This is a genomic window from Listeria sp. SHR_NRA_18, from assembly GCF_003856515.1.
Taxonomy (GTDB): Bacteria; Bacillota; Bacilli; order Lactobacillales; family Listeriaceae; genus Listeria_A; species Listeria_A newyorkensis.
Window position 1 is genome coordinate 1 of sequence record NZ_QPKR01000006.1, and the last position, 25,457, is coordinate 25,457.

Consider the following 25,457-nt stretch of genomic DNA (forward strand, 5'->3'; position numbering starts at 1 on the left):
CCTGAGCCAGGATCAAACTCTCTTTAAAATAAAGATGAATCTGAATACTTATTCAACACCGTGAATAAGATCCTTGCGTCAAATTGACTTCGCTAGCAAATTACTTTACTAGTATTACTTTTGGAAACAGCTTTCTATTTCCGCCCTGCGATTCTTACCTAGAAACATCACTGTCTCTATTGGTTTTATCTTTGTTTCTGTTCAGTTTTCAAAGGTCAATCTCTCGTGTTGCGTTTTGCGTTATGTGCATCAGCAACGTTTATAAATATACCAACTATTTATCCATTCGTCAATAGTTTTTTGCATATTTTTTTTATAAATAGTGATTTATTTTTATTGCTAGTTCCGAAAAGCGTTTACCTTGTATGCTCTCTGCTTCGTAAATGCCTGATAGATAGCCATTCTTGTTGTGTTCTGGTTGCTCTATCGGGAATGTTCCTAATAATTCTGTTTCTAGTTCTGTGGCCACTTTTTTTCCGCCGCCTTCTCCAAATAAATATGCCTTCGCGCCTGTTTCTGTTTGATAATAGGATAAATTCTCAATAACCCCCAAAATATGATGTTCATTCTTTATAGCCATGATTCCCGCTCTTGCTGCAACTGTCGCGGCTGCTTGATGGGGTGTTGTGACAATGAGTTCATTGCACGTTGGTAGCAGCGTATGGATGTCTAGTGCGATATCTCCTGTGCCAGGAGGTAAATCAATAATTAGATAATCGGGGGCATCCCAATGGACATCTTCTAAAAACATTTTAATCATTTTTCCAAGCATTGGTCCACGCCAAATGACAGGCTCGCCATCTTCAACAAAGGAATCCATCGAAATTAGTTGTACGCCATATGTAGTGACTGGGATAATTTTTTCATCTACTGTTTTTGGGACATCTTTTGTTCCCATCAAAATAGGCAAGCTGAATCCGTATATGTCAGCATCTAGCAAGCCAACTTTTTTCCCAGTGCGTTTTAGAGCTACTGCCAGATTGGCTGCGATTGTTGATTTGCCTACGCCACCTTTACCGCTAGCAATCGCTATGAATTGGGTTTTGCTTTCGGGAGACAGTATATTATTCTTTGCTGCTAGTAGTTGTTCTATCTTGGAAACTGGTAAGTAGGCAAGCTCAAAATGGATATCCTCACATCCGAATTCTCCTAGTAGTTCTGTTATGTTTGCAGTGAACTGATCTGTGTGAAGCTCTGGATCTGCTAACGCGATTTGTAATGCCACACTATTATTTGTGACACTTACTTCCATGATGCCTCCAGTTTCTTGTAGCGTGAACTCTAATACTGGATCTAATATACGTTCTAATAATTTTGTGATTTGTTGTTCGTTTAGCATAAATTTGCCCCCTATGGATTTACCTGACGAAAATATAAGCGCTTACTTCATTATATCATGCGCCCTTCTATTTTCGCCAAGAATTTGCCCATCGGATCTCGGTTGGCTCTTATTTTCGAACGGGATTACTGTTCTGCTTTTAGTTTGGTGATGATCTGGCTAAGTGATTGAATCAGGAATGGTGGGAAAAATTGACTTACTTCTTGATGTATTTTGTAGTCACAAATGTCTAATGTGAGATCGTAGTTGGCAACACTCAAATCTTGTATCAAGTCTTTTACATGCTCTTCATAGGTGTGTTCTTGTTCGGAATAATGAACGTAGACTTTGGGCAATGAGCCGTTCGCTTGCTTAATTTTTGCAGGTAATAGGGCGTTGAGGTGGTCAATGCTACTCTTATCTGTGTTTCCCATGATGCTTGATAGGACTGGGGCTTTTTCTGGGATGTCGCTTAAATAATTGCCTAGTTTATATTGTGGTGCACCGCTAATAATGTAGTCTGCCCTCATCTTTATGCCGAAATACAGACTTGCAAAACCACCTTTACTTGTCCCTATAAAAATAGTGTTTTTAGACTTTAGCTTATTTTGAACGTCCGCAATAATCGATTCTACTGCAGTGCGAATCTTGAAATCGCCGTTTTCAGCTAAATAATACGCGCCTCTTTGTTGAAAGCCAAAATTATCTAGAATGAATAGTTTATGCGTATCTACATCTTTAAGCGTTCGCAAGTAATTGTAGGTTGCTTTCATTCCGGTTCTTGGAAATGCGCTAAAAATAACGAGTAACGGAGCATCTTCTTGGTTACTTTTTTCTAATATATAGTTTAGTTTTTGCTTGTTTGGCGCTTTGTAAACCCGACTTCTCAGTTTGAAATATATTTTTGCGATACTTTTTTTCATGGTTAACACTCCGATTATCTAATTAATTTTCTAAAAATTTCATTCGATCTGCTTTGCTTTTTTCTCGCGTTGGAGTAAGCAAATGACTGCCAGGCCTAGACCAAGGGCGATCCAAATAACGCGCATTTCAAAAATACTACTGCTTCCGACAGATACGCCGATAAATCCTAAAAGCACTGCGGCGGGGATAGCGCCTTTTAAATTACTGTTTGTAATGTAGATTGTCGCTGCTTGATAGAGATAGTAGAGGAAGAAAATCAGAATCGGAATGAAGCCTATGAGACCGATGTCCGATATAATACTGAGCCAAAAATTGTGGGCTGCCATCGTTTGCGAGCCTGTAATGTCAACATTTGCAGTGCCATATAGCGCTTCGAACAGAAATCGTGGTGTATTCCCAACGCCTACTCCGAGAAAATGATGGTCTTTACATAGCTGGATAACAAATTTATACATGAACATTCTTTCTTCGGTTGAATCGCCTTTTCCTGTAAAAGAATCGACTAATTGTGATGTCAGATCTGAACTTACGAAGCTGGAATAGATAGTCTTACTACAAAATGCGACTGCACCAGCAAATATAGCTAATAGAAAATATTGTATCCGTAATACTTTGAAAAGTACCAATGCGACTATGGCTACCAATCCCAAGAAACCTGTTCTGGAATGTGACTCGATGACTAACAAGGTGACAATGGCGAGCATTACTAGCCAGAGCGCAAAATGCCATTTCTTTTTTGAAGACAGTAAATAAAGGGAGGCCAAGCCAAAATAAATAACAAGATACGACGCGTAGTCATTCGTGTTAACTAACCAGCCTGTTGGTCTTGAGTCTTCGTAGTTCAACAGAGTACCTGCTGAAAAACGTAAATGTTTCCCTGAAATAACTTCATATAATCCGATTCCAAGTGAGACAACATAGTTACATGATATATATAGAAGAACTTGGCGCATTTTTTCCCATGATGTAATGTAGTAGACGCACATAAAAACGATATAGCAGGTTTCTATTTGAAAGTAAATAGCGCTCAAACTAAGTGACGAATCCGCTGTCCAGAGCAAAGTTAGCACAGAATAAAGTATCCAAACTGCCATACAAATGAGCGGCACTTTAAGTAATTTGATAGTCGAGAAATCTTTTTTGCTAAACAGGAATAGAATGAAATGGATGGCTATTAGTATTCGGAATAAGAACAGACTCGGAAGTTGCGGGAGCGATGCATATGCCCCCCAAAAGCCTGCCATAATAACAGCTATAAAGAGGCCATACATCCATTTATCCACATTGATTTTATTAACATAGAGAAGTCCAATGACTAGTACTGGGACAATAAGTAACAAGGGGAATATCGGTGATAGGATGCTCAGTAGAATCATGGCTGCGATAACTATCCCGCGAAATGTAACCCTATTTTGAGATACTTTATTCATCATTACTTTCATATAATAGATACACTACTTCCTTCATGGATTTATTTAATAATAGTTGTAAGACGCCATCTGTTTTTGGTTGTAACGCTTATTATTTAACACAGCGCCTAAAATGTTTGCATCTACTTGATTGAGTAATGACTTGGATTTCCTGACATCCTCTTCACTTGTTGTTTGGCTGTTGATCAATAGAATAACACCATCGCTCTCTGCCGCGACTACTCGAGCATCCGTAAACAAATTGATAGGCGGGCAATCTAGTAAAATGACATCGAATTTTTCTTTCAAATCGGTCAATAACGCCTTAAACTCATCTGAACGTAATAATTCCAGTGGATTTGGTGGTAATGTCCCGATAGGTAAGAAAGATAGGTATTTATTTTCTAAAGGAATGACTGCCTCTTCAAAACTAATCATGTCTACCAATACATTAGATAATCCTGGCATAAGCTTTGTTTTATATTGTTTTGAGATTTTTGGATTGTAAAAATCTACATCGATTAACAGGGTTTTCTGCTTATATAAAGCGGATGTGTTCGCATAATTGGTGATGAAGAACGATTTACCTTCTCCTTTATTTGCCGATGTAACTGCGATTGTTTGTACGCTTCCTGCCTTGCGCTCCATAAATTGGATGTTCGTTTGAATGGAACTGAATTTCTCATAGGCTACCGAATTTTTTTGCATTGTCATCTCATTACCATCCGTAATGATGGTGTTTTTTTCTTTTCTTTTAATAAGCATGTAAAATAATCCTCTCTATTTTAGAGCTCTGAACTCTTAAATTTTGGTATATCGCCAAGGAAAGGTAAGCCAATAGTTTCTAATTGCTCCACGTTTTGAACGGTTGTATCCATGGAACACAAGACAAATAATAGCGTAGCGCTCAGTAAGCACCCGACCATAATTGCTAGAATGTACATAGAATTATTGCTTGGAGTTGTGGGTATAGATGATTTTTCTAAGACTGTAACTGTTGTTCCTTTAAAAATGCTAGGTATTTCTTTGCTTACAACACTTTGCATTGCAGTCGATATTTCTGATACTTTCTTTTTATCCGTATCTGTATAGTTAATCGTTAATACTAGTGAGTTCTCATTAGAGGTAATCTTAGTCTGGCTAGAAAGTTTAGCCGAAGAATCGTCTGTTTTTACATTCTCTTTGACTAAGTCCATTATTTTTCCACTTTGTAAAACGGATGTGAAGGTGTTAATTAACTGGATATTATTTCGGACACCTTCTGATGATTTCGCTTGTGCATCTGTTTGTTCTGCGTTTAATAGGATTTGGAAAGACGAGGTGTACTCAGGTTTTGCAACATAATTACTATAGGTGTAGACACTTGCCAGCGCCAAACAAACAATTAGTATCAACCATACGAAGCTTTTTTTGAAAGTTTTCCATAGATTTCCTAACGTGAGATTCTTTAATTTCATATTCATTGCTCCTTATTAACTAGTAATGGGATACTAATTTTCATTTGAGTAAATGGCTAGTAGCTTTTCTCCTTCGTGATTCCAGTTGTAGTACGTGTCGAATGCTGTTCTTCCATTTGAGCCGATCACTTTATTGCCTTCTGGGTCTGCGATGTAACTTTGAACAATACGGACCATGTTTTCGTAATCGTCTGGATTGCTCGTCTTACCGCATTGGTGCTCGGTTAACATGGCAGTGAAATCTGGGAAGTCAGATGCGATAATCGGTAATTCTGCGGCCATATATTCGAATAATTTCGTGGAATGCGAGTTGAGATTATTCGGCGTTGGATGAAGCAGACATACACCAACATGCGCCGTTGCGTAGTGCTCCCAAATATCCTTGTACTGCATTCTTCCATATAAGGTGATATTATCGCTTAAATCATTGTCCTCGATAAATTGCTTCACCACTTCTTCATTCGTAAAAATAGGGCCTATTAATTTAAAATGAAAATCGATGGTCTGCTTCTCTTTCAACGCTTTCGCTAACTCCAACATATTGAATAAGCCACGTTGTTCAATCAAAACACCCACATAGATAAGGGTGAAAACTTCTTCTTTTGCTGGTGCGGCATCGCTTTTCGGCAGAATTGGATAGTTTAATACATCTACTTTATTTAAACCTAACTCTGTGTAGTTCTCTTTGTAGGACAACTCTGCAAAAATAACGGTATCGCAGTACTTCATCAGTTTTTTCTCCACGCGTTCTACTAAGCTGGACAATGTCGGTCTTATAAAAGCTGGGAGCCACTGCTTTGTTTTTATCGCTGCTGGTAAATGTTCGTGCATGTCATACGTAATTCTGATGTCATCGCCTAAACGCTTCTTCAATGCTCGCGCTACAAACAATAATTCGGGATCATGGAAGTGGAAATACATCGCATCAGACTGGATCATTTCTTTATATAGAAAGCGCCAATGCACAAAACGGTTGTATCTTTTTTGTGGCTTCATGTAATGCATCGTCAAATTCGGGATATCCGCCTTCTCGCTAAGATGATCTATAGCATAAAAATCAACTTCTAAACCTTGTTCTGCAAGTGTTCTCGCTTCTTTAAAATAAATCCGTGTGTCACTCCATACGTGAACGGAGCTAGCCATCATAACTTTGTTTGGATTTCTAATTCCAATCCCTCCTAATTATCTTATTTTGTGCTACAGTATCCTGCTAATTGATCATTTAGCGTCATGATATTAAATTGTTCATTGATTTTTGCTCGTGCATTAAGTGATACCGGAAGCCAAGTATCTGGGTTATTTTTGATTTCTAATATTTTTTCGACTGATTTTGCAACATTATTCTCTGGTACTAGCCAGCCGCTTAAACCATCTGTGATTAGCTCTGGGATACCACTATGTTCTGTCGATAGAATTAACTTGCCTCGGCCCATAGCTTCCATTAAAACAACTGGGATACCTTCTTTATCACCGTTTGTTGCTGTTCTGCTAAGTTGAAGCATCATGTCTGCTTCTTGAATCGCGTGATTAATCTCTGCTTGTGATTGCCAACCGATGAGTTTCACTTCGTTTTCTAGTTTTTGTGACTCAATCAAAGCTTCCATTTCAGCGCGTAATTCACCTTCTCCAATGATGTCTAGGGAAACTTGATGACCGCGTTTTTTCAACTCGCCTATCGTTTGAATCGCTACATCCATTCCTTTTTTCTCTGTTAAACGTCCGATCGAGAGGAATTTCATGGTGTCGCCAGGTGGTGCTAGTGAAACCAAGCTGTATTCGTTCAAATCAATCCCCATATGATGCACACGAATTTTGTTTGAATCAGCGCCAATTTGCAGAAGTTTGTCGGCAAACAATTCGCTCACAGGCAGTAAGTCGATATCTGAATTTAGCAGTGTGTCATAAACATCGCTGCCACGGCTTTCTATGAAAGAAGTAATATCGTGACCGTGGAAAAAGACCGCTGTTTTCTCTGGAAGTAATCCTTGATCTTTCAGAAAAGCTGCGACGCTTCCATTGGGACCGTAGTGGCAAATGACCGCATCATGTTGTTCTTTCTCGATAAAGTAAGGTAGCGCATATAGGAAACGCGTTGTAAAAATCATTTTTCCGTATTTTTTATAGTTTAAGGCGTTAAAAACCGCTTTCGGCGAACGCCATACTTGTTTCAAAAATATTTTCATGCCGCCAGCTAAACGTTTGGATTTGCTTGCTGGAAAGTTTAGAAAATGGGTTTTCTCAAGTAAATTGTATTCAGATACTTGTGCATGATTTTTTTTATTATCAACTTTATTCCAAGATAGGATTTCAACATCGATACCTCTATCGATAAAACCTGTAATCTGGTTTAAAATGAATGTTTCAGATAGTTTAGGAAATGAAGAGATTAGAAATAGTACTTTCAAGTTGGATTCATCCTCTATTAGTTTTATTTTTAACGATTATTTAGTAGTGTTTTGACATACTTTCTTTGCGTTAGTAGGACACATATGCCATAAATCACTATCCCAACGCCAATGTAGATAATCAGGTTCACGATTGTATTGAAATGAACGACTTGCATGACGCCCCAAATCCCGGCGCACATGACTAGCGAATTAAAGATGGTGAGTACATGTTGCTTTATCATCTCGTTATTTTCACTGAGCGGTCCGATTTTTTTGCGTAAATCTCTGTAGCCAAGTACGGTTGATAGTACGGCTGCGAGTAATGGGGAAAGCATGATCGCATAGACGCCAATCCAAAACGAACCTGCCGCCAAGAATATGATCTGGATAATGATGACAATCAGTGAATTTTTGACGGGGGTTTTTGTGTCACCCATCGCGTAAAATGCTTTAAAGATAAACTCTCGGATGACAACGAATGGTAAGGCTAAACTTAGAAAAATAAGAAACTGCCATACTATAATAGTAGAATCATGTGTGAAATTGCCTCGTTCGAACAGCACTTTAATGACTAATCCACCCAGCAGCATCATGCCGCTAATCATTGGTATTACTAGCATATTCGAGCCATTTATAAAAAGAACTAGCTTTTTCTTCGCCTCTTCAATGCTTCTATTAAAACTGCGCGTCAATGTTGGATAGAGCATCGAGATTAGGTTTATAATAATCAAGGTCTGCATGATACTAATAATTTGGTTCGCGTAAACCATCGTAGAGATGTAACCTTCTCCGAAAAAACGAGCCAGTATATTCGGTAACAATACGGTGACTTGATAAATAACAGAATTGAGTGTGACTGGAACCGTTAAGCGCATCAATTTTTGAAATTCAGCATCGGCCCATTTGAATTTTGCTCGGTATTTATATTTCTTGTTTTTGTTACTAAAAATTAAGCCGATACATTCCACTACATAAGATAAACCAATGCATACCGCGGCTTCCATAATACTTAAGTTTGGCGTGATAATAATGTAAATATAGCTAAGTATCGCCGAAACCACCGCTACTATTTTGATGATGATGAACTTACCGTCCATTTGTAGAAAAGCGGTTTGAATGGATGAAATGAGCCTGGTGTACTGGGCAATTCCTAAAATAAAAGTCAGCATAAACGTTAGCTCTTGGAAGGTAAGCCCATGACTCGAACTTCCAGCAAAGAAATAAATACTACCGATGACAAAATATGTTAAAAGTAGAATATACGTAATGGCCATGATTGCTGTAATATACGTGTTTAATATATTCCTATCTTCTATACCGTCTTTCATCTTCGCTAAAAACGGAATCAGGACCGTTGCAACCGATGGCCCCATAATATTAACTAGGCAAACCATCGCTGTATTCGCAAAATTAAAAGCATCCATGTCATTGCTTATCCCGAAGTTCGTGGCTAATGCGGTCGTCCTTAGCAGGGAGATAACTTGGACGACCATCGTAAGGACGATAATAATAGAAAAAGTCTGATAGAATCTAATCTTCTTCAATAGTGTGTACTGGAACTTGCTTTCTCATCGCCTGTTCGCCTTCCTTCATTATCTTTATGTCCTACTTCAATCCACCGGTACCATTGGAAGTCCCAATCACCACATACGGCGGGGTTACTCTGTTTAAAACAACATCATTCTCGTTACCAATAATGCCACCCGCTACAGCAGTGTGATCCAACCATTTAATTTTTCCTCGAATTTTACTGAAAAAGTAATCTTCTGTTTTCAAATCCAGAATAGCTGTACCAATCTTTGCTTGAATATCTACGCGGTATAAGGCACGTTCTGATAGCAAGATTTTGTCGATGAACTGCTCTGAAAAATTGTTTAAACCCATATCTAGCGCAAAACCATCAGGCTGTAAATAGTTTAACCAGGTTTCATCTAACACCTTTTGGGCTGATATGGCGGATATCAATACATCCACCTTGTCTGTCCTATTCGCTTGAAAAACTTGAATGGGCAACGGTGTGTGACTCGGTAAAATATCATTTAGGACGTGCACAATTCGAGTTACTTTTGAAACATTTCTGCCAGCAAGTGTGACATGCATACCTAGTTCAGCAAGCTTCAGGGCTGTTTTGGTAGCCAAGTTACCCGTTCCATATATCATGACCCTACATTGTTCAAAATTATTTTGTAGTTCATTGATAACAATGCTCGCAGCTGCATCGACTGTAACATCGTTGGCTTTCAACGGATGAATCGCTGAGTCATGACACATTTCACTCGCGATTTCCCACAGATTAATCGCTTGTTTACGCTCCACATCAACAAAGATATGAGGAATGACACCATCCACTAGTCGTAAAACAGCGATAGCAAATACATCCGTGCTTACTTGAATATTTAATATAGAGCCTTCTGAACTCAAACGATCTGGTAAAAGTTGATTGGTATTGGTCTTGTTAGCCGTTGATGTTAGAATCATATACTCGTAATCTGCTAAGTTTTTTTGTTTTAATCGAATCAATGCTTCCATATCTTCTTCACATCGTTTCTTGTAACGCGTTATGCGTATTAGCTAATGTTAATAGCAAGCTGCGTAATGTTTCGTGCTCAATCGTTGTATAATTTTTCATTAAATGTTTGATACTATCTAGCTCTCTGATACTCGTATAGTAATTTCCTTCATACATTTTGTCGGTCACTTTACTTGAGAGCTCCTCTTGATTAAATAATTCCTCTTCCATCTTCTCTCCTGGGCGAACGCCGACATATTGGATACTGATGTCACGTTTATTTTTCCCAGAAAGTTCAATTAGCTGATCGACCATACCCGAAAGCCCAAGCTGGTCACCCATATCTAGCACAAAAATAGCATTTCTTCGTTTGAGCATACTCGCCGAAATAACCAGTTTACTTGCCTCAGGAATTGTCATGAAATAACGTTTCATCTCTGGATTTGTTATCGTAAGCGGCACACCTTGATGAATTTGCGCCCAAAGTTTTGGAAAGACGCTACCTCGACTACCCAATACATTACCGAAGCGGACAACATTACACACTGTTCTGCTTGTCATATCATTTTCAAGTGTTAATTTCTCTGCCAATCGTTTACTAGCGCCCATTATGTTCTTAGGATTAACAGCTTTATCTGTTGATACCATCACAAATTCTTCCGCAGCGTTTTGCTTACTAGCTTGGATGACATTGTATGTCCCGATAATGTTGTTCTTGACGGCTTCGTAAATATTATTTTCCATCAACGGAACGTGTTTATGCGCTGCAGCATGATACACAATATTTGGTTTGTACTGTTTGAAAACTTGTGTCATACGTAACTCATCTCGAATATCTGCAATCACTGGTATAATCTCGATATCATAAGCCTTTATCATTTTTTCTTGCTGCAACTCACTATCAATTTGATAAATACTGCCCTCACCGTGACCCAATAAAATGATTTTTTCAGGCTGACACTTAAAAATTTGATGGGCTATTTCAGAACCAATCGATCCGCCTGCACCTGTAATAAGAACTGTTTTTTGACGAATTTTTCGTTTTATATCATTGTAGTCTAGCTGAAATTCAGATCTATCTCGAATCAAATCTTTGTAGTCCAATTCTGGAATCGCTACTTTTTGACTTTCTCTCGTCGAAAATACAGATGGGAGAACAAATAACGTAACATCGTATTCTCTTAGCTCGTCGATAATCTTACTTTGCATCATCGTGTCTAATGTTGGGATAGCTAGAATAACATGCTTGATGTCTTCATTCGTGATGACCCTGCTTAAGTCTGCTAAGTTTCCCTTCACTGGAACTCCGCTCAATTCTAAATTCACTTTATGACTAGCATCGTCTAAAATGACAACTGGCTGGTAGCGACTATTTTTAGTTGTCTGCAGCTGCTCGATAACAAATTTCCCTCCAGCTCCTGCACCAATAATTAATGTCCTCATCATATTCATATTCGCTCCTCCTCGTTTATTCAACGGAATGTAAGTTCTTTATCCCGGTCTAAATTAAATGCGTATAATTCTTGCAAACCTTGTCGTAATGTATAGTTTGCTTTCCATTCTAATTCTTCTGTCGCAATTTTTGTATCTAGTATCGATCTTCTAATATCGCCAGGCCGCGGCCCTACAATTTCAATCGGTTCTGACTTTCCGAATATATCAAGAACTTGTTCATAAACATCTAGAATCGAAATCTCTGTTCCCGAGCCAATGTTAACCACTTTATTTAGCGGCTTTTGACTCGCCAATTTATTAGCTTCTACCACATCTGCTACGTAAATATAATCACGTGTACAACCTCTTGGCATGTCTGGATAAGCCATCAATATCGATCTCTTACTTTCATTTAAGTTCTTCAAGAAAATAGGAACTACACCGCTCTCTCCATCTGGAACTTGCTTTGGTCCAAATACATTGGCGTAACGTAAAACCGTATAATCAAAACCATATTTTTCGCTGTACATATTAATATATTGTTCCCCAGCGTATTTCGTTAGCGCATATGGAGAAATGAGTTGCGGTGTATCTTTTTCGGCTGACCGCTCGTCGCCTTCTAGTTTTTTCGAAAGCGCACCGCCTGATGACGCAAATACCAATGTTTCGATAGGATATTTTTGAACCAGCGCTAGCAATCTCAGCAACCCACCGATGTTTGTATCTAAATCATAGATTGGATTTTCGAGTGAGTATGGTACTGATTTCTGAGCCGCGTGATGATTGATTACTTGCGGTCTGAACTTGATGAACAATTCTTCCATTTCCGCTTCATTACCTATATCTACCTTATAAAAGTGAAATGCTGGATGATTCATTAGCTCTGCAATATTTGCTTCTTTTCCTGAAATTAGATTATCTACACAAATTGTTTGATATCCTTCAGCCAAGTACATTTGGCAAATATGTGAGCCGATGAATCCCGCTCCACCTGTTACTAAAACTGTTTTTTTCACGGCGTATCACTCCAATAATTTATTTGATTTATTACTCGATTATTTCATTTAACTTGATGATTTTTTGGTGTCGTTGTTTTTTGAACACCCTAAGTATAACGCTTCGTAACTTATGCATCTTTCAGCCCTTTGTTACTATAAGAGTAACTTTTGCGCTTGGATATTCCTCTCGATATACATTAAAATGTCCATTATTATATATACGACGCTTTTTTATAGAATAATGGACATTTAATGAACAAAGAAAATGATACCTTTTATGCAAAATTATTCACCTATCGGAATGTATTATTACTCATTATTCACCGTGAACAACATGTGTTTTTGTAGTCGATTTAACCAATTTATTCACAGCACTTTTCTCGTTACTTTTGACTTTCACTACCGCCGGCGTACCAATGGCAATGCTGTGTTCAGGCACGTCCTTTAGTACAGTCGCACTAGCACCAATAATTGTATGTGAACCAATATTTCTTCCTTGTGTAATAACAGAGCCAGCGCCTACAAACACCTGATTTTGAATGGCTACGTTGCCTGAAATCGTCGTATTAGCGGCGATGAGTACACAATCCGCAACTCGTGTCTCGTATTCCAATGTTGCACCCGCTAAAATAAATGTATGATTTCCAATCGTTCCTTGGTGCATCACTGTTGCATTTGCCGATACATACACACCATACCCAACATCCGTGGAAGGATCCACATACGCGTAAGGATGAATAATTGTCGCATATCGTTCTTCTGGAAAACCCAGACTTTGAGCCATTTCGAACTTATTTTCCGGGTCTCCGATGGCAATGATGAAGGATGTATTCTCATCTTGGTAAAGTGATTGGGCTAGCGAAATAGGTCCTCGCTCGACACCATCTTCCAAAAACAGCGATTCATACTGTTCATCTAAGAATCCCCAAAAATAATATCCTAAACCGTAGTTCTCAATAACGTTACGGATCATTCTTCCTTGGGAGCCGCTACCAATAATAACAAGTTTCTTTCTAACCTCTGTATCGCTCTGCGGAAACAAATCCATCCTGACTAACGCCTTCTTTCTTAATAATCACTTTGATGGTTAGCAAAATAATTTTTATGTCAAAAAGTAAAGAATATTGCGTCACATATGCAACATCCATTCGGAATTTTGTTTTCCAATCGATTTCATTTCTTCCATTCACTTGCGCCCAGCCCGTTATTCCAGGTTTCATATCTAATCGTTTGCGCTCTTCTTCGGTATATAAATCGTTATATTCCAGCAGTAATGGTCTTGGTCCAACAAGACTCATGTCACCTTTTACAACGTTTATTAATTGCGGTAATTCATCAATGCTCGTTTTTCGCAAGAGACTCCCTACCCGTGTTAGCCTCTGTTCATCTGGTAAAAGATTGCCTTCATCGTCATATAATTCTTTCATCGATTTAAATTTGTACAACCGGAATGCCTCCCCGTAAAGCCCCGGCCTTTGCGTCATGTAAATCGGATTTCCTTTGTAGTAAATGGCAAGAACTAGTGTTAATACAGCCATCGGAATACATAGGATAACGATGGCAATGACAGCTACGATGATGTCTATGATTGCCTTAATTCTCAACATAACTTTTTAACCTCACCCTCAAATATATACTGGCTCGTTGATTTCTAGCTCACCAGTTCCAACAGAATAGTAGCTAATACCCGCTTGCTTCATTTCCGACTTATCGAATACTAGTCGCCCGTCCAACACAACCGGATGACTCATTTGCGATGTGAATTCTGCCAACTGGATGTTCTTAATTTCATTCCACTCTGTCACAACTAATGCTGCATCTGCTTGATACAAGACCTCCGAAATGGTGTCAGCCACATGAATCGCGTTTCCAAATACAGCTTTCATATTGGCAGAAGCAACTGGATCGAAAATAGATACTTTCGCGCCACAACGTAAAAGCTCTTCAATAATAACCTCGGATGCAGCTTCACGAATATCGTCTGTTTCTGGTTTAAATGCAACTCCTAAAAGCGCAATTTGCTTCCCAACTAAGTTACTATAATGCGTTTTTAGAACCTTCACTAACTTCAATTGTTGCACCTTATTTGCATCAATCACTGACTGGATTAAGCCGAAATCATAGCCAACATTTTTAGCAATATGATTCAACGCCAACGTATCTTTAGGGAAACAAGAACCGCCATATCCGATACCCGCTTGTAAGAAGGCACTTCCAATTCGACTATCCATTCCCATACCTGCACTAACCTCACGAATGTCGCCGCCAGCTTTTTCACAAATGTTCGCAATTTCATTAATAAAGCTGATTTTAGTTGCTAAAAAGGCATTGGAAGCGTATTTGATCATTTCTGCACTTTCCAGAGCCGTTTTAAAAATCGGAATTTGAAAGCCTTGATTTATCATTTCTAATTTTTCAAGTGCTGCCGTATCATCTGCGCCAAGCACAATCCGATCGCCATGGAACACGTCATGTACTGCAACGCCTTCTCTTAAAAATTCAGGATTGGAAACAATCGAGATTCTATATGGTGTCTGATTCTGTATAAACTCTTTCAAATAACGGTTTGTTCCGACTGGGACAGTACTTTTCACGACAACTATCGTATCTTGAACAATCGATTGGGCGATGTTTGCTGCTGCTGCTTCGATGTAATCAAGATTTGCTGAACCATCTTGCTTTTGTGGTGTACCAACGGCCAGATAGACAACCGAACTATCCGCCACAGCCGCTTTTAAATCGGTACTGAATGAAAGTCTGCCAGCTTCGATATTCTTTTCGATTAAGGCTTCAATACCTGGTTCATAAATCGGTGAAATAGCTTTCTTAAGTTTCGCTACTTTATCCGCATCTATATCAATACAACAAACGTCATGTCCTATTTCTGACAGCGCCACACCTGTAACTAATCCAACATATCCCGTACCAATAACTACTATATTCACGATAATTTGCTCCTCTCAAGCGATCCTACCAAAATTTGTTCTACCTTGTTTGCAAGTTTCTCTGCACTGTAATGCTCTTCTGCAATCTGCCTTATTCTCGGTTGCAACTCTCCCAATGTTTCCTGATGTTGTTCTAAATCTATGAGTAAATCCGCCAAATCTTGTGGTTTTTCTGGATCTACGTAATGTCCAATACCATAATTTTCAACAATATCTTTTGTCCAACCATTCGAATTCACAATAATTGGTTTACCAGCTGCCATCGAATCAAAGAACTTGTTCGGTGAGTTTGTTGCCAAAATCGGTAACGGTTTGAAACATGTCATCGTAATATTGGCTAAACTCGTAATCATTGGAACATCGCTTCTCGGAACATGTCCTAAGAAAACGACATTTGTCAATTGATGCTCCGCGCAGTATGCTTCTAATCTCGGTTTACTTTTCCCATCGCCGCCGATCACAATTTTGATATCTTCGCGGTTCTGTTCTTTCAATAGTTTCGCTGCTTTCACTATATAATCCAATCCATTAGCTTCTCCCATTGCGCCTAGATGTAATAGAAGGAACTTGTTTTCTAGCTGAAATTTCTCGAGCCATACTTGCTTCTCATTCGCGTAGTCTTTTTCTGGATCGAATAGGTTTAGATCTGATAAGTTGGATACCATCGTAATCTTATTTGGATCTATACCTGCTTCGATAATTCCTTCCGTCATCCCTGGAGAGAGGCTGATAATATGGTCTGCTTTTTGGTAAACTTTTGATTCTAAGTTGCTGAGTCTATTTAAAATAAAATCGGATTTGATGGCCCCCATTTGTTTTGGGGCTTCTGGCCATAAATCTCTCACTTCAAATACAAAGGGGATTTTCAATTTCTTTTGTAGTCGTAATGTTGGTATAGCGATGGTTAGCGGTGTAGAAGTCGAGAACATGATGTCCATTCCTGTCAATTTCTTACCAATTTTGTACGCTTGTTGCATGTAAGAAAAGAAGGACCACCCTCGCTTCACTAGTCCCATATAATTGGAGTAGTTATTTTTGACTGCGATAACTTCAATGCCATCAATACGATAATACTTCACATTTTTTTCTTCTTTATATGGTGTATCTCCAGTTAAAAATGTATCTGTCGTAAGCATACATACTTCGTGACCTTTTTCGATGAGCTTCTTTGCAAACTCATAGGACCTCGTTGCTGTATGTGAATTACGGGTAGCAAAATATTGATGAAGATATAATATTTTCAATAGTTCAACGCTCCTTATTTCTTGTCTTGCGGAACAATAATATCCCATGCAGCACGTTCTTCAATGCTAAGCGGTTGATACATTAATTTAAATTCGTTATAATCTTTTGGAATTTCATAGTAGCCGTCACCTTCCGAAGTTGCGCCTGGCTTAATTGCATCTGCGTAATTGATACCACTTCCCATGTAGTAGTAGTTCTCGCCAATATTAATAATGAAATCGTTGGCCGCAACCGTGAAATCTTTAGCTGATGTGTTTTTAATCTTATAGTGGATTTTTACGATTTTATTTCCTTTTTTATTTTCTTCAGGTGACACTTCGTTGCTTACCTTTGTCGGTGTAATTTCTAATTGTTTTGTGCTTTTCATTTTATTAAGGTCTGCTTGATCTTGTTTTTTCGTCTCTGTCTGTTTTGTAGCTTGTGATGATGAATCGTTAGTATTTCCACATCCGGTCAAAAGAAGTGCTGAACAAGTTAAAATTGCTGCAGTATTTGTAATTTTAGTTAATTTTTTCATGATTAGTCCTTTCGTTGCTTCACACTACTGTTATCCGTGGAAGCTTTCCTGTTTTTAGTATTTTTATTTAATAGAATGAATTGCTTTGCTTTGATAACACAGAATTGCTCGTTCTCTAGCATTTTGCAAATTTGAGACATAGAATTCATACTTAAATTTGCATAGTTAGCAATGTCTTTTCTTGTAAAACATCCTGGTATCTTTATACGATCTCCATCTTGATATCCATACTTCTCAGCGATATCCATCAAAATATTTTTCAGCCTGGTTTTTCCAATTTGGCGCATCAGCATATATTTTTCTGCCACTAGGATGTTATAATTTTGATTATTCAAATACAGGAAAAGCCACCCTTCTTGCATGTTAAATATATTATTTAACACATCTTGTTTCGAAAATGTGTATATTATAGTTTTCGTGATTGTTCTAACATTGTACTTATTTGCCTTTGGTATAAAAATATCGTTCATCCCAAGAATGTCCCCTTCACTTGAAAAGGATATAATCTGATCTTCATACTCATAGGCAACAATTCCTTTTTCCAAAAAATGAATATGCTCGTCTAATATATGCGCTGCGTTTAGCTCTGTATTTTTTGGGATTTCCATTTTCTTATATGCTACTCTATAAACTGGATCTTCTTTCAGAAGCTCAAGTAATCGATTAGCGTTAAACCGACCTTCCACAGTCTCTCGATTATATAGCTCAGCAAAAAGTGTGCTCATTTATACTACTTCCTTCCAAAAACTTTAGAAAACTTTTGTTATAACAATTGGTTTTAGAGAGATCACACCTTGTTTCTTGAATTTGCTCAATATTAGATTGACATACTCTCTACTTGAGTTGCTAAGTTTTGCTATTATTTCCTGCGTAATACAATTCGGTAAAGCGCCTGAATTATTTGAAGTAATACACCAAGCAATAACCTCAAACACTCGTTGCTCTGCCGGTAACAACATCCAGTATGATTTAATTTGTAATAATTGCTTAAACATTTCTTGTTGTGATCTAATATGGTACTTCTCAGATGATCTCGACATATTTTCAAGTAATCGATTTAAGAAAACTTTATTAACCAGTATAATTCTGCACTCTGATAAAGCGGTCAAAGATTTCTCTGCGTTTTTGTCGATGGAAAGCCATTCTAGATCACATGATTGATTTTTGAATAGAAGAAACGCATTTAGCATACTCTTTTCTTTCGTAGGGATAGCTATCTTCTCTTCGAAATATACAATTCCTTTCATATTAAACAAATATACATCTGACTTACTCGAGAAATCCCATATGGTATCTCCTTTTTTAACATCCATCATTCGAATGTTATTAGAATGTTGGTTGTTATCATGATATTGTGTAAGAATCTGTTGTAAATTGATATCTTTTTCTAATGTAGCCATGAAAGCTCACCTCTCTTAGTTTTATCCAGTGCCATATCTGTATGTTATCACTGAATACTTTTAAAAAAAATACAATACTTCTTGTTTATGGGCACTAATATTGTACATTGTGTTACATTATTGCCTAAAATGCATTTTTTGACTATTTTTCTTACTAATGCTGCCACCATCGTCCAAGTTATCCGAAATAACGCATGCTTGAGTAAATTCATGTACATGAAAGTCACTTGTATGTTATTCTAAAGCTAAGTACTCCACGGTTTTCATTAGCTTTGCTGTTTTTCTAACACCCTCAGTATAACGCTTCCGTTGCAATACTTCTTACATCCATCCATTACTTCAACGACTAATTCCTATCGATTTTATTCCTCTAGATTCATATTAAAATGTCTATTATGTTATATTTAGGCTTCTTTTTTGCCAATCATGTACAATTTGATAACAACGATACTAGTACTCTTTTTATGAAATTAGTGCTCCAGATGACTATACATACACTAAATGTTCTTTTTGTATAACATTCCTATTGAGGGGGTAACCACTATGTACCTGAAAGAAACGATTGATAATTTCGCAACGAGTGCCAATATCTTAAAGCTACTAAAAAAAGATGCGCAGTTTAATCACCACTGTATAGAAGAAAGATTTCCAATGGGGCAAGATTTGCTATTCGACAAAAGACGGGATCATATTTACTTAATTGCTAGTGGCTATGTGAAATATACTTACGAAGGTGAAACTGGAAAAAAATTCAGTTTTTTTGTGCAAGCTGGAGATCTTCCGTTCCTCCCGCTATTTAACGAAGATGTGCCTACAAAATCGCGTTTAGAAGCATTAACCGATGTCCGGTGGTGGCGTATTGATTTTTCTTTTTTCAAACAAATGTTATTACTTGAAGATCCTAGGAATTATATTTTATTACATTATGTCGCTCGCACTCGTAGGGAGTTATATGCGTTGGCTGTAAAAGATCGCCTCAATTCAAAAGAGCGAATCTACTTTAGTTTATTATCTCTAATTGATTTAGGATTTCATAAAGATGTGAATGTCGTGGAATTACCGGTATTCCTTACTTATGAGCAATTGGCCGAGCTGTCGAATACTTCTAAGGGCTATACGTCCAAAGTATTATTAGGTCTGCGGGAAGAGAAAATTTTAATATCTAACAAGAAGCCTTGGATTATTTCTGATGTAAAAAAACTGAAAGAATTATTAGGCGCAGATAGCTTACCAGAACCGTTTTAGGATTTTAATTCATGATAAAGAAGATAATAAAGAGTTAATGTTTGCTTTATTAAAGAAAGCATGGTATATTTAACTAGACTTATTTTTGTTGGTGAAGAAATGATTAGTGAATAACTTTCCACTTCGTACCGCTAAGCAGGAATAGTAATATTATGTGCCAGTGTGCACGAGGAGGAATTTAGATATGGAAACAGGTACAGTAAAATGGTTTAACGGCGAAAAAGGTTTTGGTTTTATCGAACGCGAAAACGGTGACGATGTATTCGTACATTTCAGCGCTATCCAAGGTGAAGGCTTCAAATCTTTAGACGAAGGCCAAAAAGTTACTTTTGACGTAGAAGAAGGTCAACGTGGACCTCAAGCTGCTAACGTTGAAAAAGCGTAATTTTAGCTGATAAAAGAGACTCACTTTTGTGAGTCTCTTTTTTTGTGTAAACGAAAAGGGGATTTCAGACTGAAATCCCCTTTTCGTTTATTTATCTTTAAATAGAGCTGGCTTAGAGTAGCCTTTTCCACTTACTAAATCATATTCGATTAGCTTGTAGTCTTCCAGATATTCTTTCGCTTTCGGGGATAATTGGTCTTCAATGATGGTTTGGTTATCGCCGTTAATTAAAACATTCTTCTCTAAACCTTGGACTTCTTTGCTCATTTCTGTCAGTAATGCGTAGTACGGCGAAACTTTGCTATCTGTCAGTTCTAACATTTTAGGCACGAAATAAATCGGGCTGATTGTACCGTAGTCTTCCTTTGGTATGTCGAAGTTTGCGTACATGAATAGCGGTGTTTCGTGCATTGTCCGCTCGGTATTTTGGTTCACGATTTCTTCTGGAAATACGCTTGGCAAATGATCTCCCCAGAACACGACCATTGTTTTTTCTTTCATGTTGTCGAGTTCCGTTACGAAGTCTCTCAGAGCGTCATCGGAGTACTTGATGCCTTGAAGATAGGTTTCTACAGTTTGCTTGTTTTTCTCTGGTACGCCTTCTACACCGATTGTATTGATGTATTTATCCCAGTATGTCATGTGATTTTGCATCGTCACAAGGTGGATGAAAGTTGATGTTTTATGCGCTCTTAGTTGGTCTAATGTTTCTTGAAATGCAGATGCGTCTGAAATGTACTCGCTATCGTCCAGCGTCTCTGTGTGCTGCATTTCATCTCGACTGATGAACTTGTTGAATTCTAATGCATTGTATACGTCTGTGCGCCTGTAGAAAGATGGTTTAAATGGATGAATCGCGATTGTTTCATAGTTATTTTGTTTTAACGAACTCACCAAGGATGGGAAATTTTCTTTTTGGTATAGGAACATCTGATATGGTGATGTGATTTGCGGGTTAATATTATACATAGAAAGTCCTGTTAAGGCTTCGAATTCGATGTTGGCTGTGCCGCCGCCGTATCCTTGTGACAAACTATATCCGGATGGGTATTTCTCCATAATTTTGCGGGTTTCTGGGATTGGGTCTGATGAGGTTGTTACGCCGTGTAATCGTGTCGGATCGCTGAAACTTTCGCTCATAACGTAGACGATATTGACGTCATCCATTGGTTTATTTTTGCGGGTTGCATTGATTTGGTCTGCTATTTTACTGTATTTTTTCGTGATATCTTTGATGTGAGATTCGGTGTAGTTGACAGGTTTGTCCATAATATTTGCTGTTGCACTGTAAATGAGGCCACCAACAAAGCCATATTGTTGATAGCTTTCTTTCGGATCAACGTCTTTCCACTGGGCATCGATGTTGTACGCCTTTCTGAGCCAATTATCCGAGCTTTGGAAGTTCGTGAGTGAGAACAGGAGAACCCCGCTGAAAATGAGCCCTGCTACGCGAATAATAAGCGTTTTCCGATCCCAGTATTTGAAATCGCGGCCGTAGTACTTGGCTGAAATTTTTCGGGAGTAGCGGTCGAGTATCCAGGCGATGGCGATGATGATAGCGATTCCGAGGAAAAGGAGTATCACGAGCCAGGTGGAGAGCATCGAAAGCATAAAACGCCATTGTGTGATCATTTCGAATTCCTGTGGGTAAAGCGGTTCACCACGTTCCAAGAATTTCTGATTGTTTGCGAACGCTACAACGATGGAAGTACCGACAAAAATCGTGCTACTCGCCCACACGTTTCCGATAAGCGAAATAAGGAATAGGTAGACTAGCATAAGAACTAAGATTCCTAGCAAAAATGGAATTGGATAGGTTTTGATCATGTCAAAGGTGGCTGATAAGTTGAAGCCACTGAGCGATGCGTCTAGTAACACGTGCAAAATAACGGATAGGATGAGCCCAAGACCTAGTGTTCTGAGTGATCTAACTAGATATGGATGCTTTGGTTGTTTCCTCTTTTCTGGTGCAGTCATAATAAAAAATCTCCTCTGTAGCCTAAAAAGCTATGTTTTTTCCGCTTTCATCTTTCTTACGTATTATACTATAGTGAAAAATAGAGTACAAACGCCACGAACAAGAGCAGTGAGACATGCCTCACTGCTCTTGTTCTATATCAAAAAGCGATATTTCTTATTGATGGCACTTGGGATACCACAATTATTGGGGTAATACCGCCTGATGATCCCCTTTTATTTGCTCGCTGTAATCACCGAATCTTCCATGGCTTTCAGCAAACGCGTTACCCTTTTTTTCCTCAAAAATGCGAAAATGGTACCTACCAGCATATTGTTCATTTTCTGCATCCACTTCTCAGCTTCAATTTCTTCTTTATAAGTGACTTCACAGACATGATCACTAATTTCAGTGACTGTATACGTTGTCCGATGAAGGTTTACGCGACTTGTTGTTTCGAATTGGTAGACATTTGGAAATTGAAACTCGGTAATCTTGGTTTCAACTGCAGCTCCATTGGACATCGTTCTGCGATACTTCAGCCCTTTTAACTTTTGCATCGGCAGGTTTTTTCCAGTTGCTTGCTTGACGTCATAGATAACAGACTTTGCGATTGTATGAAAACATTCTTTTTGCGAGATGTATAGCTTTTTGGAAACGTTCATAACGCCATCTCCCTTTTATGATTTCTTGTCTTTCTTCTTTTTCAGGAAAACCATCAGGCCCCCAAGAATAACTACTAAAATTCCGGTAAACATCATTGGCAAATTAGTCGAGTTACCGCCCATCGTAGGACTGAACACGATAATAATTAAGCCAAGGCTCATTATAAATAGTCCGTTTGCAGCGCTTTTCATCATTACTCCACAGTAACCTGGAAGTAAAGAACAGCGCCAATATCCGTTGCTTTCATAACATCCTTCGCGATTCTAACCGCAGCTTCTTCATCTTCGGCAGTCGTTTCGAAGTATAGTTTAATCCCTTTTTCGTCCACCTTTTTAAAAGTGACACCATTCTCATTATAATTCTCCAATGTTTCTACAAAAAAATCTCGTTTCATAGGACTACTAATTACGATCATTTTCATTACCTCCTTCTACGTATTACCTTTATTATACTTTTCGGTGTGTGGAGTGTAAAGAATCATCTAAACACGATTTCACATAATGGTGAAGTTTTGAGTATCTTCCTAATAAATCGGCGGCAAGCGTTCGCATTCCGGGAGTTTAGCAGACTTCCGGTTCTCACATACAGTCGTATGCTCCGCTTCCGGCTTCTACAAAACTCCCGGAATACAAACGCTTTCGCTCGATTTGCGTAAGTCTAAATTCAGGCTCTTCGTTCAAAGCAAGATTTCCCATATTTCGACCTAACTTGAAACATTCTCAAATTCACTAAAAATTAATCTTTTATATTTGATCTTATTCCTAAACAAAGCCACTTCGTGCCTCCAAACCTCAGCGGGACGACAAATGCTTAGATTCTAGGCAAAAGTGAGTACCGAAGCGGAGTGTACGACTTGTACGAGAGCATCGGAACGGAACTTTTAACGACGAAGATGAGCGTTTGTCGTTCCGCTGAAAGACATTAGGCTTTCATTTCTTCTTCGGGGACACCAACCTTGTTCGCTGTAATAACGAATGGTACCCAGATCAAGAAGGCTATTACCATATTTATGAGCGATATGACAGGCGCCATCCAGTCTCCTCCGGTTGCAAGGAATGAGTTTATTAGCGGTGGCATTACCCATACCACGGCGATTTTAACTGGGGCAACGAGTCCAAGTGTTGTTGCAAAGTAAGCTACTGTTACCATTACCATTGGTGCAATGATAAATGGAATGAGGTAGATAGAGTTTAATACAATCGGTAAACCGAACATGATCGGTTCATTGATATTGAATATACCAGGCCCGAGTGATAGTTTTGCGACGGTTCTCGAGTCCGCTCGTTTAGAGAACATGAGTAGGGCGATGATAAGTACAAGTGTACCACCTGAACCACCCATCCATACGTAAGCATCGAAAGAACCACGAACCCATTGGTATGGAAGATCTGACCCTGCAACACCTTTTGCTGCTTCGTTAATGTTGTTAAGTTGTGCTGTACCCCAAAGTGATTCTAGAACTGGAGCCAGTACGTTTGGTCCGTGAATACCGAAGAACCATAGTAATTGAACTAGGAATGTTACTAATAATACTGCGCCGTAACCTTGTGACAAGGCAAGTAACGGTTCTTGAATTGTTTTAGAAATCCAAGTGATAACGTCAAGACCTGTAAGTTTTACAAATGACCAGTCGATGATCGCACAGATGTAAAGGGCTACTAACGCAGGAATAATCGCTGCGAATGCTTTACTTACTGCTGGCGGTACGGAGTCTGGCATTTTGATAGTGATGTTGGCACGCATTAATTTTGCGTAGATAATAGTAGAAATAAAACCGAATAACATGGCTGTAAACAAACCAGTACCGTTCACTTGGTTTAAATCAAGGAATCCCCAAACTGGTTGAATCATCGAAACGTCTGCTTTTGGATTAGCTGCTAAGATCGCGTTTTTGATTGGATCTACTGCTACTGTTTGTGACAAGTTCATAACGAATGCTGCAAGTGAAACAAGTGCACCGGCTAAGCGGTCAACTTCATACACTTTCGATAAGTTATAACCTAATGAGACCGAGAATACTAAGGAAACGATTGCAAGAGTCGCTGCCCAAACATATCCATTGACACCAATAAGTGGCTGCATGGCTTCGACAAATCCTGTCCAACCCCATGACGTTGGGAAATCCCTGAAAAATGCATTTAAAAGAACTGCGATTGAGCCGGCCATTGTGATAGGCATTGTTGAAATGAATGCATCACGTAACGCGACTAAATGCTTTTGCGAGCCGATTTTAGCTGCAACTGGTACGAAATACTTTTCTAAAAAATTAGTTAGTCCGTTCATAATTATCCTCCCTATTTTGAAACGATTTGTGGTTTATCGGCATTCCTCGAAATAAACTCGTTTAAACTGCTACCCTTTTTTGCTTTTCGAGTTTATTGATTTTGTCTGCTTTTTAGCGACTGAATGCGAACAACCTCCATGCGACCTGTGAATGGCTAGGGATGTCCTCCTCTCGTATTCGGATTAAGGTTTTATGGATTCACTTAACTATAATGCAAAAAGCGTGCCAAGTTTTTAAAAGGGATAAAATATACTGGAAGCGCTTCATATGACTGGATTCTTTTGTGAATATGAAGCGTTTACACACATAGGAACATTCTGTGTAAAGAGAAAAAACGCTGTACACACTTGGTATGTATAGACTTTTAATGTGATACC

General features: G+C 38.5%; 25 protein-coding genes. 2 read left to right on the forward strand and 23 right to left on the reverse strand.

All coding sequences use genetic code 11. The annotated features are described in order from the left end of the window. Positions 1-313: 313 nt before the first annotated feature. The 18 genes from DUK53_RS09950 to DUK53_RS10035 all read right to left on the reverse strand — a co-directional run bounded on the left by DUK53_RS09950 (position 314) and on the right by DUK53_RS10035 (position 18,543). On the reverse strand, positions 314-1,339 hold the full coding sequence (locus DUK53_RS09950) for an Mrp/NBP35 family ATP-binding protein (protein WP_036094479.1): 1,026 nt from the start codon (positions 1,337-1,339) through the stop codon (positions 314-316). A gap of 125 nt (positions 1,340-1,464) precedes the next feature. After that, entirely contained in the window at positions 1,465-2,241 is a 777-nt protein-coding gene (locus DUK53_RS09955; protein WP_036094481.1) for an accessory Sec system protein Asp2, read from the reverse strand. Positions 2,242-2,280: 39 nt separating this feature from the next. After that, positions 2,281-3,087 (reverse strand): O-antigen ligase family protein, encoded by an 807-nt coding sequence (locus tag DUK53_RS17500; protein ID WP_159106226.1) that lies wholly within the window; start codon positions 3,085-3,087, stop codon positions 2,281-2,283. A 630-nt stretch (positions 3,088-3,717) separates the two neighbouring features. Then, positions 3,718-4,416: a CpsD/CapB family tyrosine-protein kinase gene (locus DUK53_RS09965; RefSeq protein WP_052164900.1), complete on the reverse strand. Its 699-nt coding sequence runs from the start codon at positions 4,414-4,416 to the stop codon at positions 3,718-3,720. A 20-nt stretch (positions 4,417-4,436) separates the two neighbouring features. After that, positions 4,437-5,108: a YveK family protein gene (locus DUK53_RS09970; protein WP_036094485.1), complete on the reverse strand. Its 672-nt coding sequence runs from the start codon at positions 5,106-5,108 to the stop codon at positions 4,437-4,439. Between the two features lie 33 nt (positions 5,109-5,141). After that, on the reverse strand, positions 5,142-6,254 hold the full coding sequence (locus tag DUK53_RS09975; protein WP_081964427.1) for a glycosyltransferase family 4 protein: 1,113 nt from the start codon (positions 6,252-6,254) through the stop codon (positions 5,142-5,144). A gap of 41 nt (positions 6,255-6,295) precedes the next feature. Then, a complete protein-coding gene (locus tag DUK53_RS09980) occupies positions 6,296-7,513 on the reverse strand; it encodes a glycosyltransferase (protein ID WP_036131853.1) in 1,218 nt (405 codons plus the stop codon). 29 nt (positions 7,514-7,542) lie between these two features. Continuing rightward, the gene (gene murJ, locus DUK53_RS09985; RefSeq protein WP_081964428.1) at positions 7,543-9,039 is read right to left on the reverse strand and encodes a murein biosynthesis integral membrane protein MurJ; all 1,497 of its coding nucleotides are present in this window, start codon (positions 9,037-9,039) and stop codon (positions 7,543-7,545) included. 61 nt (positions 9,040-9,100) lie between these two features. Continuing rightward, positions 9,101-10,024, reverse strand: coding sequence for a hypothetical protein (locus DUK53_RS09990; protein WP_036094491.1), 924 nt, complete (start codon positions 10,022-10,024; stop codon positions 9,101-9,103). A 7-nt stretch (positions 10,025-10,031) separates the two neighbouring features. Continuing rightward, a complete protein-coding gene (locus DUK53_RS09995) occupies positions 10,032-11,456 on the reverse strand; it encodes a polysaccharide biosynthesis protein (protein WP_052164903.1) in 1,425 nt (474 codons plus the stop codon). A 20-nt stretch (positions 11,457-11,476) separates the two neighbouring features. Beyond that, complete coding sequence (locus DUK53_RS10000) at positions 11,477-12,454, reverse strand: SDR family NAD(P)-dependent oxidoreductase (protein WP_036094493.1); 978 nt, start codon at positions 12,452-12,454, stop codon at positions 11,477-11,479. Between the two features lie 298 nt (positions 12,455-12,752). Further along, the gene (locus DUK53_RS10005; RefSeq protein WP_052164904.1) at positions 12,753-13,484 is read right to left on the reverse strand and encodes a NeuD/PglB/VioB family sugar acetyltransferase; all 732 of its coding nucleotides are present in this window, start codon (positions 13,482-13,484) and stop codon (positions 12,753-12,755) included. Continuing rightward, positions 13,450-14,040: a sugar transferase gene (locus DUK53_RS10010; protein ID WP_373862727.1), complete on the reverse strand. Its 591-nt coding sequence runs from the start codon at positions 14,038-14,040 to the stop codon at positions 13,450-13,452. Before DUK53_RS10010 ends, DUK53_RS10005 begins: the two co-directional genes overlap by 35 nt. A gap of 21 nt (positions 14,041-14,061) precedes the next feature. Continuing rightward, positions 14,062-15,381, reverse strand: a complete 1,320-nt coding sequence (locus DUK53_RS10015; protein WP_036094498.1) for a UDP-glucose dehydrogenase family protein — start codon at positions 15,379-15,381, stop codon at positions 14,062-14,064. After that, positions 15,378-16,625 (reverse strand): glycosyltransferase family 4 protein, encoded by a 1,248-nt coding sequence (locus tag DUK53_RS10020; RefSeq protein WP_052164905.1) that lies wholly within the window; start codon positions 16,623-16,625, stop codon positions 15,378-15,380. Before DUK53_RS10020 ends, DUK53_RS10015 begins: the two co-directional genes overlap by 4 nt. A gap of 14 nt (positions 16,626-16,639) precedes the next feature. Then, the gene (locus DUK53_RS10025; protein ID WP_036094500.1) at positions 16,640-17,143 is read right to left on the reverse strand and encodes a DUF4352 domain-containing protein; all 504 of its coding nucleotides are present in this window, start codon (positions 17,141-17,143) and stop codon (positions 16,640-16,642) included. Between the two features lie 2 nt (positions 17,144-17,145). Beyond that, positions 17,146-17,868, reverse strand: a complete 723-nt coding sequence (locus tag DUK53_RS10030; protein ID WP_052164906.1) for a Crp/Fnr family transcriptional regulator — start codon at positions 17,866-17,868, stop codon at positions 17,146-17,148. A gap of 24 nt (positions 17,869-17,892) precedes the next feature. Beyond that, a complete protein-coding gene (locus DUK53_RS10035; RefSeq protein ID WP_036094503.1) occupies positions 17,893-18,543 on the reverse strand; it encodes a helix-turn-helix domain-containing protein in 651 nt (216 codons plus the stop codon). 543 nt (positions 18,544-19,086) lie between these two features. Here DUK53_RS10035 and DUK53_RS10040 point away from each other — a divergent pair. Together DUK53_RS10040 and DUK53_RS10045 are read left to right on the forward strand one after the other, a co-directional pair. After that, positions 19,087-19,788: a Crp/Fnr family transcriptional regulator gene (locus DUK53_RS10040; protein ID WP_036094505.1), complete on the forward strand. Its 702-nt coding sequence runs from the start codon at positions 19,087-19,089 to the stop codon at positions 19,786-19,788. A 184-nt stretch (positions 19,789-19,972) separates the two neighbouring features. Next, the gene (locus tag DUK53_RS10045) at positions 19,973-20,173 is read left to right on the forward strand and encodes a cold-shock protein (RefSeq protein ID WP_036061193.1); all 201 of its coding nucleotides are present in this window, start codon (positions 19,973-19,975) and stop codon (positions 20,171-20,173) included. 87 nt (positions 20,174-20,260) lie between these two features. Here the strand turns inward: DUK53_RS10045 and DUK53_RS10050 are convergent, their stop codons facing one another. The 5 genes from DUK53_RS10050 to DUK53_RS10070 form a co-directional block, all read right to left on the reverse strand. Beyond that, a complete protein-coding gene (locus DUK53_RS10050; protein WP_052164907.1) occupies positions 20,261-22,150 on the reverse strand; it encodes an LTA synthase family protein in 1,890 nt (629 codons plus the stop codon). 216 nt (positions 22,151-22,366) lie between these two features. Continuing rightward, positions 22,367-22,795, reverse strand: a complete 429-nt coding sequence (locus DUK53_RS10055) for a DUF3284 domain-containing protein (RefSeq protein WP_036094506.1) — start codon at positions 22,793-22,795, stop codon at positions 22,367-22,369. Between the two features lie 15 nt (positions 22,796-22,810). Beyond that, positions 22,811-22,990 carry a DUF3188 domain-containing protein gene (locus tag DUK53_RS10060; protein WP_036094508.1) on the reverse strand — a complete coding sequence of 60 codons (180 nt, stop codon included), beginning with the start codon at positions 22,988-22,990 and terminating at the stop codon, positions 22,811-22,813. Beyond that, positions 22,990-23,211, reverse strand: coding sequence for a hypothetical protein (locus DUK53_RS10065; protein WP_036061190.1), 222 nt, complete (start codon positions 23,209-23,211; stop codon positions 22,990-22,992). The genes DUK53_RS10060 and DUK53_RS10065 overlap by 1 nt, the downstream gene beginning before the upstream one ends. Before the next feature lie 506 nt (positions 23,212-23,717). Further along, positions 23,718-25,079 (reverse strand): PTS sugar transporter subunit IIC, encoded by a 1,362-nt coding sequence (locus DUK53_RS10070; RefSeq protein WP_036131856.1) that lies wholly within the window; start codon positions 25,077-25,079, stop codon positions 23,718-23,720. Between the last annotated feature and the right edge of the window lie 378 nt (positions 25,080-25,457).

Excerpts from the sequence above, each read along its gene's own strand:
- DUK53_RS10040 (WP_036094505.1), top strand. The coding sequence starts at position 19,087 with ATGTACCTGAAAGAAACGATTGATAATTTCGCAACGAGTGCCAATATC.
- DUK53_RS10070 (WP_036131856.1), bottom strand. The coding sequence starts at position 25,079 with ATGAACGGACTAACTAATTTTTTAGAAAAGTATTTCGTACCAGTTGCA.
- DUK53_RS09990 (WP_036094491.1), bottom strand. The coding sequence starts at position 10,024 with ATGGAAGCATTGATTCGATTAAAACAAAAAAACTTAGCAGATTACGAG.
- DUK53_RS10055 (WP_036094506.1), bottom strand. The coding sequence starts at position 22,795 with ATGAACGTTTCCAAAAAGCTATACATCTCGCAAAAAGAATGTTTTCAT.
- DUK53_RS10060 (WP_036094508.1), bottom strand. The coding sequence starts at position 22,990 with ATGATGAAAAGCGCTGCAAACGGACTATTTATAATGAGCCTTGGCTTA.
- DUK53_RS10025 (WP_036094500.1), bottom strand. The coding sequence starts at position 17,143 with ATGAAAAAATTAACTAAAATTACAAATACTGCAGCAATTTTAACTTGT.
- DUK53_RS09970 (WP_036094485.1), bottom strand. The coding sequence starts at position 5,108 with ATGAAATTAAAGAATCTCACGTTAGGAAATCTATGGAAAACTTTCAAA.
- DUK53_RS10035 (WP_036094503.1), bottom strand. The coding sequence starts at position 18,543 with ATGGCTACATTAGAAAAAGATATCAATTTACAACAGATTCTTACACAA.
- DUK53_RS09950 (WP_036094479.1), bottom strand. The coding sequence starts at position 1,339 with ATGCTAAACGAACAACAAATCACAAAATTATTAGAACGTATATTAGAT.
- DUK53_RS09995 (WP_052164903.1), bottom strand. The coding sequence starts at position 11,456 with ATGAATATGATGAGGACATTAATTATTGGTGCAGGAGCTGGAGGGAAA.
- DUK53_RS09965 (WP_052164900.1), bottom strand. The coding sequence starts at position 4,416 with ATGCTTATTAAAAGAAAAGAAAAAAACACCATCATTACGGATGGTAAT.
- DUK53_RS10050 (WP_052164907.1), bottom strand. The coding sequence starts at position 22,150 with ATGACTGCACCAGAAAAGAGGAAACAACCAAAGCATCCATATCTAGTT.
- DUK53_RS10045 (WP_036061193.1), top strand. The coding sequence starts at position 19,973 with ATGGAAACAGGTACAGTAAAATGGTTTAACGGCGAAAAAGGTTTTGGT.
- DUK53_RS10065 (WP_036061190.1), bottom strand. The coding sequence starts at position 23,211 with ATGATCGTAATTAGTAGTCCTATGAAACGAGATTTTTTTGTAGAAACA.
- DUK53_RS10030 (WP_052164906.1), bottom strand. The coding sequence starts at position 17,868 with ATGAGCACACTTTTTGCTGAGCTATATAATCGAGAGACTGTGGAAGGT.
- DUK53_RS09975 (WP_081964427.1), bottom strand. The coding sequence starts at position 6,254 with ATGATGGCTAGCTCCGTTCACGTATGGAGTGACACACGGATTTATTTT.
- DUK53_RS09955 (WP_036094481.1), bottom strand. The coding sequence starts at position 2,241 with ATGAAAAAAAGTATCGCAAAAATATATTTCAAACTGAGAAGTCGGGTT.
- DUK53_RS10005 (WP_052164904.1), bottom strand. The coding sequence starts at position 13,484 with ATGGATTTGTTTCCGCAGAGCGATACAGAGGTTAGAAAGAAACTTGTT.